The 11,024-nt window shown below is 39.5% G+C and carries 13 protein-coding genes and 1 pseudogene; 8 read left to right on the forward strand and 6 right to left on the reverse strand.

Going from position 1 to position 11,024, the window contains the following annotated elements; all coding sequences use genetic code 11:
* Positions 1-773 (forward strand): hypothetical protein (locus O3C63_08130; GenBank protein ID MDA0772895.1); only part of this gene is annotated, 773 nt, incomplete at its 5' end.
* 333 nt (positions 774-1,106) lie between these two features.
* Here the strand turns inward: O3C63_08130 and O3C63_08135 are convergent.
* Together O3C63_08135 and O3C63_08140 are read right to left on the reverse strand one after the other, a co-directional pair.
* Entirely contained in the window at positions 1,107-1,361 is a 255-nt protein-coding gene (locus O3C63_08135; protein ID MDA0772896.1) for a hypothetical protein, read from the reverse strand.
* Positions 1,354-1,941 (reverse strand): protoglobin family protein, encoded by a 588-nt coding sequence (locus tag O3C63_08140; GenBank protein MDA0772897.1) that lies wholly within the window; start codon positions 1,939-1,941, stop codon positions 1,354-1,356. Before O3C63_08140 ends, O3C63_08135 begins: the two co-directional genes overlap by 8 nt.
* Positions 1,942-2,037: 96 nt before the next feature.
* On the opposite strand from O3C63_08140, the gene O3C63_08145 reads away from it, so the two are divergent.
* The gene (locus tag O3C63_08145) at positions 2,038-2,754 is read left to right on the forward strand and encodes a Crp/Fnr family transcriptional regulator (GenBank protein ID MDA0772898.1); all 717 of its coding nucleotides are present in this window, start codon (positions 2,038-2,040) and stop codon (positions 2,752-2,754) included.
* A 123-nt stretch (positions 2,755-2,877) separates the two neighbouring features.
* On the opposite strand, the gene O3C63_08150 is transcribed toward O3C63_08145, so the two are convergent.
* Together O3C63_08150 and O3C63_08155 are read right to left on the reverse strand one after the other, a co-directional pair.
* Complete coding sequence (locus tag O3C63_08150) at positions 2,878-3,405, reverse strand: hypothetical protein (protein MDA0772899.1); 528 nt, start codon at positions 3,403-3,405, stop codon at positions 2,878-2,880.
* Entirely contained in the window at positions 3,389-4,126 is a 738-nt protein-coding gene (locus O3C63_08155) for a class I SAM-dependent methyltransferase (GenBank protein MDA0772900.1), read from the reverse strand. Before O3C63_08155 ends, O3C63_08150 begins: the two co-directional genes overlap by 17 nt.
* A 298-nt stretch (positions 4,127-4,424) precedes the next feature.
* Between O3C63_08155 and O3C63_08160 the strand changes: the two genes are divergently transcribed.
* Positions 4,425-5,825 (forward strand): DEAD/DEAH box helicase, encoded by a 1,401-nt coding sequence (locus tag O3C63_08160; GenBank protein ID MDA0772901.1) that lies wholly within the window; start codon positions 4,425-4,427, stop codon positions 5,823-5,825.
* A 6-nt stretch (positions 5,826-5,831) separates the two neighbouring features.
* On the opposite strand, the gene O3C63_08165 is transcribed toward O3C63_08160, so the two are convergent.
* Positions 5,832-6,944 (reverse strand): S-(hydroxymethyl)glutathione dehydrogenase/class III alcohol dehydrogenase, encoded by a 1,113-nt coding sequence (locus tag O3C63_08165; GenBank protein ID MDA0772902.1) that lies wholly within the window; start codon positions 6,942-6,944, stop codon positions 5,832-5,834.
* A gap of 86 nt (positions 6,945-7,030) precedes the next feature.
* Between O3C63_08165 and O3C63_08170 the strand changes: the two genes are divergently transcribed.
* On the forward strand, positions 7,031-8,674 hold the full coding sequence (locus O3C63_08170; GenBank protein MDA0772903.1) for a hypothetical protein: 1,644 nt from the start codon (positions 7,031-7,033) through the stop codon (positions 8,672-8,674).
* Between the two features lie 52 nt (positions 8,675-8,726).
* Here O3C63_08170 and O3C63_08175 read toward each other — a convergent pair whose 3' ends face one another.
* Positions 8,727-9,065: a 5-carboxymethyl-2-hydroxymuconate Delta-isomerase gene (locus O3C63_08175; GenBank protein MDA0772904.1), complete on the reverse strand. Its 339-nt coding sequence runs from the start codon at positions 9,063-9,065 to the stop codon at positions 8,727-8,729.
* A 173-nt stretch (positions 9,066-9,238) separates the two neighbouring features.
* Between O3C63_08175 and O3C63_08180 the strand changes: the two are divergent.
* From O3C63_08180 to O3C63_08195, 4 genes and pseudogenes are all read left to right on the forward strand, one after another.
* Positions 9,239-9,394, forward strand: a pseudogene (locus tag O3C63_08180) (sodium-independent anion transporter).
* Positions 9,395-9,402: 8 nt separating this feature from the next.
* Positions 9,403-9,693 carry a putative quinol monooxygenase gene (locus O3C63_08185; protein ID MDA0772905.1) on the forward strand — a complete coding sequence of 97 codons (291 nt, stop codon included), beginning with the start codon at positions 9,403-9,405 and terminating at the stop codon, positions 9,691-9,693.
* Positions 9,693-9,965 (forward strand): hypothetical protein, encoded by a 273-nt coding sequence (locus O3C63_08190; GenBank protein ID MDA0772906.1) that lies wholly within the window; start codon positions 9,693-9,695, stop codon positions 9,963-9,965. The genes O3C63_08185 and O3C63_08190 overlap by 1 nt, the downstream gene beginning before the upstream one ends.
* On the forward strand, positions 9,958-10,815 hold the full coding sequence (locus O3C63_08195; protein MDA0772907.1) for a glycerophosphodiester phosphodiesterase family protein: 858 nt from the start codon (positions 9,958-9,960) through the stop codon (positions 10,813-10,815). The genes O3C63_08190 and O3C63_08195 overlap by 8 nt, the downstream gene beginning before the upstream one ends.
* Positions 10,816-11,024 lie beyond the last annotated feature (209 nt).

Here is an 11,024-nt window from a genome sequence, read left to right on the forward strand (position 1 = left end):
AGGTCAGTACTGGAGATGCGGCGATGCAATTCTCTATTGTCGGAGATGCTTATGCAGTAGGTATCGACAATAGTGATAATGACAATTTTAAAATAAGTTATGCTGCTACTGCCGGTACAGCTGTTTTGGGAACGAATGATAGGTTAACAATTAACTCTAGCGGTAATATTGGTATTGGCGACACTAGCCCCGCTGCTAAGTTACAAGTCAATGGAGATATTCTAATGGGAGATTCATCTGCTACTTGTGATGGAACTACAGAAGGATCTCAAAGGTACAATTCTACAGATAAGCGAATGGAGTTTTGTGATGGTACGTCATGGAGAGATTTTGCTAGCTCTGGTAAGCCTTCTTTTTTTCATGCTCATCGTAATGGTACTGATCTTACGACTTTAACTCAAAATACAGACTACACAATAGATTGGACGACTGAAGCATATGATTATAATTCTGAGTTTGATCTTTCAACAGAAAAGTTTACACCTACAAGTGAGGGCATTTACCTTATTGTTCTTAAAACAAGAGTTTTGGCTGTAGATGCAGATAGTTTTGCTATAGCTAAGATTAATTTGAATGGTACTACTGTTGCTCATAACGTTGAAACTATAGGTAGTAGTTCTGTGGCTGCAAGTGTTACGGCCGTGTATCTAGTTCATATGAATGGTACAACAGATTATGTAACTGGTGTAGTACGTCACAATAGTAGTTCGACTAAGGATCTATCTGGTTTGGCAACTGATACTTATATGATGGGCTTTAGGGTTATGGACTAGAGCTTGATCTGAGAAGCTGTATTTTGTGCTCATAGGGTCGTATCCTGCCATCTGCCTTAATCGTGTAATACGCAGTTGCGCAATTTCACAATGCTAAGGTCTGCTCCAGTTTTAAAAGGAGATAATCTATGGCAAGAGATTTATCTATAGAATTTCCAAACGCTTTCTACCACGCATTGTCAAGAGGAATTAATCGACAACAACTTTGTATGATGATGAAATTTATTAATCAATCTTATTGTCAATCCTCCAAACTCAAACCAACTCTGATAACAGCACTGAAGTAGTTACCAAAGCTGCCAAGTTAATTGCAGTAGTTGTTGTAACACTGCCTTAATTCGCTGCCATCCCAGCATCTCTAATCAAATGCTGCAACTCAAGAATCTCATGCTTGTCACCAAGGTTTTTGTGAAAAGTTTTGAAAGTCCTAGTTTCACCAGCTAGATTGACTTTGATATGACTGTGATGAGTTGTATCAATTGTAGCTCCCATGGTTTCAAGCATGTGCTTGACTTCATTCCACTCTAAATTCATCGGTATTGGATGACTAAATAATTTATCTAACGTTCTTGTATCTTTTTTATGCATTTGTTTTAACTCCTTGATAATGTCTTGTGATCAAGTCATTCTGTATCCACAACAACTTACTAAACGATCTAATGGCAGCCTGCGTCGTCTCGCAATCAAGCTTGAAACCAAAAATAGTGGCGTTGACAGCATCAGCAACAAAACCCATCAGCGCATTCATCTGTACTAAAGGAACGTCTAATAATTTGCTTCCTGCTTTTGGTGTATGCATTTTACCAACCAAGTCTAAATACTCAACCATCTTGGCGTCATAAGCGCCAGTAACAAGTGTTTCTAGGTACTTAGCCAAATGTCCCTTGCGGAATTTGATCATCTCATGATCCTGACTTAATTGATCAATACTTTCAGGAACTGCACCTTCATAACCTGATTGCTTAGGCACAAAATGTCTCTTGGTGCATTCATAAGAAAACAGCTTGTTATAAACCGCATCAACTAAACCTGGTACCAAAGGAGCCAAAAGTGGCGCTGCACCAGTAATTACCTTGATATCATCCGCACCAAAACCTATAAATTCAGCCAAATAACCAAATCTATATTGTAAATCATTTTCCAAGCGGGCTTCATCTATTTTCTTCATTTCTTTTGTCATGCAATAATCTCCTGATTGCTACAAATCTACCCTTTATGCGGATAAAGTTTTTGACTTAAGTCAAAAATCTGCCAAAATTATCCTATGTTTAACGCCGAATGTGACCAAAGGACTATCAAACAATGCCTCGCTCAACGAGTTGTTTGCATTTGCGATGTTATCCTCAAACACCCACTTTTTAAAAATATCAAACGACAACAAAGTCATGAGCTTGGCAAAATAGCTGACATTATAGACATTCAAAACAAACAAGCGCTCTTCTTTAATTTCCAATCACTCGACAGAATCTATTTTGTACTTAGAGGCAGGATCAAACTCCACAACTATGATGATAATTCTTCTAAGGAATATATCTATAAAATCCTTGATCAAGGACAAGCTGCCGGCTTAGAGCTTTTGCACACCGAGCTGCAATACTTTCCCTATGCAGCAACTGCTCTGACTGATTCCAAGATACTGACACTCAAAGCAAACGAGTTTAAAGAAGTCATTGAAAATGATCCAATAATGAAAGCTAATTTACTAGAGTATATTTCTAACCTCTCACTCGGACTCTATGATAGATCTAGAGACTTTGTTTTAACTAGTGTCCCTGAGAGGCTTCTAAAATATCTTCAATACAAATCACTACAATATGACTCTAATGAGTTTGAATTAGAGATCTCCAAAAGCGATCTAGCTAATTACCTAGGGACTATTTCTGCGACTCTGTCGCGGGCGTTTAAGGAGCTTGAGGCAACGGGACAGTTAGAGCTGAAGAAGGATCGTGTGGTATTAAAACAAGCAATATCCACAACTTGAGACCCAGGGTCTATTCATAAAGGTTCATATGCAAGGCATTTGAAGCCTGAAAGGCGTGTTCGAAGTTGGCTGTAGCCAATGAGAAGTCAAATAACACAGCAGGTGAGACTTTAAGGATAGACCCTAAAGATCAAAGATCTCTGATTTAGCACTCCGTGATCCATTCGTCACAATCACTTGCACATGCTTAATCTTAGGTTTATTAGGAATCCCCGTCAAAGTCACAGACGAACCTTCAAGCTCAAAACCATCACCATAAACAACCATCTCATCTGGGTCAGAGCCAATCAATACTGTTGTCAAGGTCTCTGCACCAGAATTGTCAATAATTGACCAAGCTAGATCGATACTCGCTCCCTGTCTGGAGTTACTCAAATCAGCTGAAATAATTTCCACACTAGGAATCTCATCGACAAGAGTCTTAGAAGCAAGAACTGTTCCGTCTGCATCAACCAAGTCTATTGAAGCGAGCCCTTCAACTAAATCAATATATTTAGCAAGTACAAATGATTCAAGAGTCGCCTCTGGTATTGCTTCACTTGGATCAAATTCAAAATGTAGTTTGCCAATAGAACTGCCGCCACTATTTTTCAAATTGAGATGCCAAGTTGTTGAGGTAGCAGCACTCAAGAATTCACTTGGATCTTGCAATATTTCTTGTAATCACTTGCAAATTAGTCTTAGTAGTCCAGCGGAATTTAATTACTTCAAGACCATGCTGCTCAAGTAATTGAGTTAGGTTCTTACGATTGAAGTAGCAAATATGATCTGGAGCATGCACATGCTTCCAGCGAGTAAAATCACGAGGCACGCAAAAATGTCCGGCATCAGGAGTAGTGAGATAAAGTATCGCTCCTGGATTCATAATTGCATTAAGTGATTTTGCAAAACTATGAGGATCGGTAACATGCTCAATAACTTCAGAACAAAAAACCAAATCAAAACCATTGCCACTTTCTTTTACTTCTTGAACCAAGGTCTCAATAGTCATCACTTCAAAACGATTTTCCGGGAAAAGCTCACGAGCGTTGTCAATTGCACCCTCACTCAAATCAATACCAAGAGTGCTAAAGCCAAGCTGACGAGCGGCTTCAGTGTTAGCGCCTGCATTACAACCAATGTCAACAAAAGCTTGCCCCTTGGTGTATTTAATTAGTTTGGTCAGCTTGCGCTTGCCAGATTTGATCTTGCGTTCAGCGACTTTGACATAGTGCCCCTGGTTTTGCTCAGAGTTGTAATATTCATTCAGTGCTTGCTCACTAGGTATCGGATCCAAAAAATGCAAACCACAACAACTACATTTAACTACTTTATATATATCCTTGTTACCAAGTTCTTCTTGCTCAGGAGAATCGCATAGTAAACAAGCCATTTGACTTCATATTAACATTGGGATACTCCCTTGACCTGTGGTAAAAGTGCCACACAAGAAAATAGCCAGTATTAGCTTCATTACACGAAACCTTCGGTTTCGAAAGAGGTCTATAGAGTTGTTTTGAAAGTTGGAATTATCACCAAAGGCAACACGCGCATTCCGCGCGGTTGCTACCTTTTTTGAGCGACCTGTACATCGAAACTTTGTTTCGAAACAGGGCTAATACTTAACAAACAATAAGTATTAGCATTATCTAGCACGCAAACTGTTAATACGTGCTAGGATTGGCAACTCAATGGCTAAATTTACAGATTTTAATATAAGCAAAGAAACTATCCAGGCAATAGAAGCCCTTGGTTATGATGATGCAACCAAGATTCAAGGAGAAACACTTCCGCTTTTGCTTGAGGGAAAAGACCTAATTGGACAGGCGCAAACCGGAACAGGTAAAACAGCTGCTTTTGCCATCCCATGTATTGAAAAAATCAATACTGGTATTTCGGCAACTCAAGCATTAATCATGTGCCCTACCAGAGAACTAGTAATTCAAGTAGCCGGCGAACTCAAAAAACTTACCAAGTTTCGCAAAGATATTTCTATCGTGCCTATTTATGGCGGACAAAACATTAGCGTACAACTTAGAGCTTTAAAAAATAACTGCGATATCGTAATTGGTACTCCTGGAAGATTAATGGATCATATGAGACGCAAGAGTCTTAAGCTTGATCAAGTTAAATATTTAGTTCTTGATGAAGCTGATCAAATGCTTGATATGGGTTTCCGTGATGATATGAAAGACATCATTAGTCAAACTTCTCAACAAAGACAAACTGTAATGTTCTCAGCGACGATGTCTCAAGACCTTGTACGTTTGATGGAGCGCTACCAAAATAAAGCAATCAAAATCAATATCACTGGTAACAAAGAACAAAGTCAGCAAATTGAACAACTATATTTCAATCTCAAAAGTGCACCCAAGCTTGATGCACTTAAACGTCTTCTTACTGAATACAATGTCAAATCAGGAATAATTTTCTGTAACACCAAAATGAAAGTAGATGAGCTTACCAAAAGATTAGTCCACGAAGACTATATTGCAGCAGCATTACATGGTGATATCGATCAAAAGAAAAGAACCAGAGTTATGGGTGCTTTCAAAGCTGGTAGCATCGAGCTTTTAGTAGCAACTGATGTTGCAGCTCGTGGTCTTGATATTAATGACCTTGAAGTTGTAATTAACTATGATCTTCCAAGAGCTGATCAAGACTATATACATAGAATTGGTAGAACTGGTAGAGCCGGCAAAAAGGGACTAGCTCTTAACCTAGTAACGGGCAAAGAACTTGCACAAATAAGTCGTATCGCATACACAAGCAAATTAACAATCAACCCTGCACAACTTCCAGGAGTTCAAGGTACTGAAACACTTAATAGTGATAGCAAACCAAGTAATGGTGGTGGCGGTGGAGCCAGAGGCAGATTCAATAGAAAATCTGGCTCAGAGACATCAAGCTCAGGTGGTGGTTTTCATAGAGGTCCAAGATCTGGTGGTGGTGCTCCTGGCGGCGGCTCAAGATTCAAAGGTAAAAGCAACGCTTCAAGCAGCGGCGGTGGATCTTTCAAAGGTAAATCAGCAGCAGGATCTAATAAACCAAGAAGAAGCAACTTTAACAAAGCAGCTAAGTCAGCAGGTTAATTCAATCTAGTCAAACTTGATGACCGTGCGGATAGATCTACCTTGATGCATCAAATCAAAAGCTTCATTAATCCTCTCTAACGGCATTTCAAAACTCACCATATCGTCAAGATTGATTTCTTGGGACATATATTTATCAACATAGCCAGCTAATTCGCTACGACCTTTGACCCCGCCAAAGGCACTGCCACGCCAGACTCTACCGGTAACAAGCTGAAAGGGACGTGTAGCAATTTCTTCACCAGCTCCGGCAACTCCAATAATAATAGATTCGCCCCAACCCTTGTGGCAAGATTCAAGAGCGGCTCGCATCAGCTCTACATTACCCACGCATTCAAAAGAGTAATCAACACCACCATCAGTCATTTCAATAATCAAGTCTTGAATTGCTTGGTCATGATCTTTAGGATTGATACAATCAGTGGCACCAAGCTTCTTGGCTATTTCAAACTTGTCTGGGTTAGTGTCAATTGCAATAATTCTTCCTGCTTTGACCATAGTGGCTCCTTGAATAACGGATAGTCCGATTCCACCAAGTCCAAAGACAGCAACAGTAGCTCCCGCTTCTACTTTGGCGGTATTGAGAACAGCACCAATCCCGGTAGTTACACCGCAACCCAAAAGACAAACCTTGTCTAATGGTGCTTGAGGATTGACTTTGGCGAGAGCTATTTCCGGCACCACTGTATATTCAGCAAAAGTCGAAGTCCCCATATAATGATAAATTGGTTTACCGTCTTTGGAAAATCGTGTCGTGCCATCCGGCATCAAGCCTTTGCCTTGAGTTGCTCTGATTTTTTGACAGAGATTAGTTTTACCAGATTTGCAAAACTTGCACTCACCGCATTCAGGTGTATAAAGCGGAATAACATGGTCGCCCTTCTTGAGACTAGTAACTCCTTCACCAAGCTCTTCTACAATGCCACCACCTTCATGACCCAATATAACCGGAAAGATTCCCTCAGGATCAGCGCCAGACAAAGTATAGGCATCTGTGTGACAAACACCTGTTGCCACGATACGAATAAGCACTTCGCCTTTTTGGGGCGCTTGCAAATCTACTTCTTCTATACTTAGTTCTTGTTTAGGACCCCAAGCTACTGCTGCTTTGACTTTCATTAGATTAACTATATCTATTTATTAGACTTTCTGCGAAAACTATTTACTCAAAATCAGCATGCCATCGTGATAATATTAGGCTATACATGTTTATAGTTCAATTCTTCAGCCTGAGCTGCCTTTTATCATTAATTATCAGCAATCCCCTTGAAGCCAAACTCATCAAGGGATTAGATGCGACTGAAACGATCAAAATTCAAGAAATCAAAGAAGTATTGAGTAGCACCAAACCAAGCAAAGCAACCATGAGCAAGCTCGGGGACACGCTTCATAGTGTACTTTATGAACTCAAACCTGACCTTACTGACCCAGGTTTGAGGTATAACGAGCAACTAGGCAAGTATTTTTTTCGAGTGGTTCATTGGAATATTTATAATCTAGATTTTAAATATCTCAGTACTCTATTAAATAGTAGTAGACCTGTTTCGAAACACAGTTTCGATGTACAGGTCGCTCAAAAAAAGGTAGCAACCGCGCGGAATGCGCGTGTTGCCTTTGGAGATAATTCCGACTTTCAAAACAAGTCTAGTAAGAATAATTCATCAACTGACCTAGAGCTACTTAAATCTACTGACATCTTTATACTAAACTCAGCAGACTGGCAAACAGAGCGTTCTGGTTTCAAAAACAATGTAGAAGAATTTGCCAACTTGATGCATGGGCACTATGCTTTCGTGCCTGAGTTTATTGAAGCCAGCCCAAGTTTGCTCAAGAGGATACCTCAAGAAACAATTGAGCCACAAGAACAAAAGAAAGAACTTAATCCTTACCTAGCACATCTTGAAACTCAAAAAAATAGTTTCAAACTCAGTGCTAATTTCAAGTCTGATGATTTTAAAGGCTTGCATGGTAATGCAATTGTGTCCAAGTTTCCAATCAATAGACTTGGTAAAATCCGTCTACCAGCCTGTTATAACTGGTTTGAAGAAGAGGGGAAATACCTTCAAGACAGATCACCAGACAAGCTACGTAAAAAAATCAAAGACAGAGCCGGTGAAGGTTATATCGATGAAATACGCAGAGGTGGTCGCGTGGCACTGACCGCAGAAATCATCTTACCTAATAACGAACCGGTTTTAGTCATTAGCACCCAACTAGAGAATAGAGCAAGTCCGGCATGTCGAGAAATGCAACTTCATTATCTACTTAGTTACATTCAAGGGTACAAGAATCCAATTATACTTGGCGCTGGCTTAAACAACTTTGAAAAAAACTCTGGGCCATTCTATCTTGGCAAGGCAATCAAGCAGACTGTTACAGACCCGCAAGTACTTGCCAAAAAAGCTATCACTTATCTCAATCCATTTGCTTTCATTACCAATCTTAGTTCCACCATTATTGGTGGTTATCGCAAGAAAAACAATCCGACAGTCTCAAATGTACCGATATTTATGAGAAATAGAGCAGCTAAGATTTTCCGCAATCTTGAAAAGTTTCAATTTAGTGATGGTAACAAGTTTGACTTTGCTGGCATCGAGGAATTTAATTACAGTAACTCAGAGAAGTTACTTGCCAATTCCAATCAACGTGGCAAAAAAGGTTTTATCACAACTTATGAATACAAAAAACTTTTTGGCAAAGCCAAAGTCAAAATCGATTGGATTTTTGTTAAACCATTAGCTGACAGACATAGACCAATGAATCCTCGTACCCTACATGATTTCAATTATCAATTTGAAGCCTTACCAATTGCTGAACATAGTCCGATCTTGGTTGATGTGATGCTGTAATATTCCCCATCACTGTTGATCAAGCCTGGCTTACTTCGTCACAATGACAAAATCACTTACTATAACTAGCCTTGTCCATATCTCGAATCTCGACAGACACTGAGCCTAAATTAGCAAACTCACTTTTAATACAAGCAGAAATAGCCTTACTCAATTCTTTCTTTTGCTCTAGCGTCCTACCCTCAAGCAAAGCCACAGCAATATGAATAAAACTAGTCCCTTCTTTTTTAGTTCCTAGCAAATGCTCTTCCAGACATCTGGTTCTTGATTTAACAGCCTCGGGATTAAAGAGCCCAGAATCAAGCATCACCCAATGAGTTTTTTCAAGTAACTGCTTTGATTTAATTTCAGCGTCAAGATTCTTTGTATATTCAAGAATTAAATGTGGCATAAGTTCTATTCTAACCTGCTTCAAACTAAACAAATCTAAAACTTAAAACATGGTCTAAAATAAGCCTGAAAATCTGATAGTATCAAGTCTTCATACACAAACTACTTGATTTATTTGACCCTCATTCAATTCAATCCTCCGAGAACAAGCTCTCGAGTTTTCACTACATTCGGAATAAAATCACTGGACGCTATCTCAAAATTGGTAAGAAAATTCACCTGAAGCACTTGAGTTCTGATTGCCTTAAACTGCTCAAAAACGCTGAAGAACTCATAGACGTCAACGTACTTGAAGATCCGACTTACAAACTTGCTGTCGATAAGATATAATCGAACGCATGAAGGTCTACACCATTGCTATTCTCAAAGCCAAAGAAGGCAGTACGCAGCAAATGATTAACAGCTTAACTAAACTAGCTCATGCAAGTAGAGAAGAGCAAGGCGCCCTTGACTATGGCTTCTATCAAAACCAAGAAGACCCAAATACGATTGTTTCTTTTGAAGAATGGCAAGACCCTGAAGCTGAAGCGGCACACTGGCAAACACCTCACCTGCAAGCAGCGCTCATAGAACTAGAACCGATTTTTGCTGAAGCTCCAATCATCTACAAAGGACCTAAAATCATTTAATGTCCAAAGCTAAACACAAAACAGTTCCCAAAGAACTTAAAAAAGAGATGGCTTGGATAGAAGCGCAAGGAGCCAAATTAGTTTTGGGAATCTGTGAGTGTACCAGGCACAAATTTGCACCAGGACACCTAAGACTACTACGCAAGGAAGATGCTGGAATCAAGTCTGTAGGCTATACCGGCAATGGCATAATTAACTTTTTTATTGTTTGCAAAAATGATGAGATCTATCAAATTATGCTTGAGAGATACGGTAAACCGCATTATGACTAAAGAAATCGGACTAATACACCATAGAGGACTACACAACTTCAATCGCAATTCACAAAACAGGTTTGTAGCAAACTTACCGAGCCTAGCTGAAAACGGCTTAGCAGCTTTAACAAGAGCATCGCACGATCCAGCTGCAATGGGCATGGAGTTTGACGTGCAGCTTTGCAAAGAAGTAAATCAGGATCCTGATACTGCATTTTGTGTTTTTCATGATGATAATTTATCTGCTATTAATGGAGACGAGTCCAGCCTCGTTAGCAAACTTAGTTTAGCAGAACTGTCTAAGGCAACTGCAGCAACTACTAACCCAAGGTTCTTTGATGATAAGCAAGCAATGGCAACTGTGCCAAGTTTCAAAGACTTGATGACTGCTTTGCATGATTACAGCGGCACTCTATCAATTGAATTAAAAGTAGAGCTTGATGATGTTCCTGAATACATTCGCAAATTTAAAACTCAACTCATGCACCTACCAGCTAATGCCACAGTGATTTTCCATAGCTTCAGCATCGCAATTCTTGAAGGTCTAAGAGAAGCCATTATAGGAGCTTGCCCGCAAGCCAAATTTGCCTTCAATTTTGCACAGGCAGATGAGCTACAAAGACTCCAAAACAATTTCCCTCAATTATTCAAGCTTATTGATTACCTCTATCCAGATTTTGACTGCATCAAAGAAGGCTCAGACAGCCGCCAAGCAATACTCCAACTTGCCAAGCAAGAATCTAAATATCTTATTCCTTGGACTGTTAATGACAAAAACAGCTTGCGAGAATTGATAGATATCAATAAAGCAGACCCAGGGCGAATATTTGCAGTTATCAGTGACAATTCAGGTTTAAGAACGGATTGAAGACAATTTCATAAAACTAAATCAAATCTGACTCAAAGAAGTAACTATAATTCACGTCTTCCCCATCTTGAGTGGGATGTGAGCCACCAACAATATTGATGTTATATCCAATAGCCATGGCAACCAAGAATTTTTCAATCTGTCAGTATATTCTGTAAGCTTTTCTATTGCATGAACTGGAGAGAGCTTGTTATCAGAGAGTGACAGCA

It is taken from the genome of Cyanobacteriota bacterium (assembly GCA_027618255.1).
Taxonomy (GTDB): Bacteria; Cyanobacteriota; Vampirovibrionia; order LMEP-6097; family LMEP-6097; genus JABHOV01.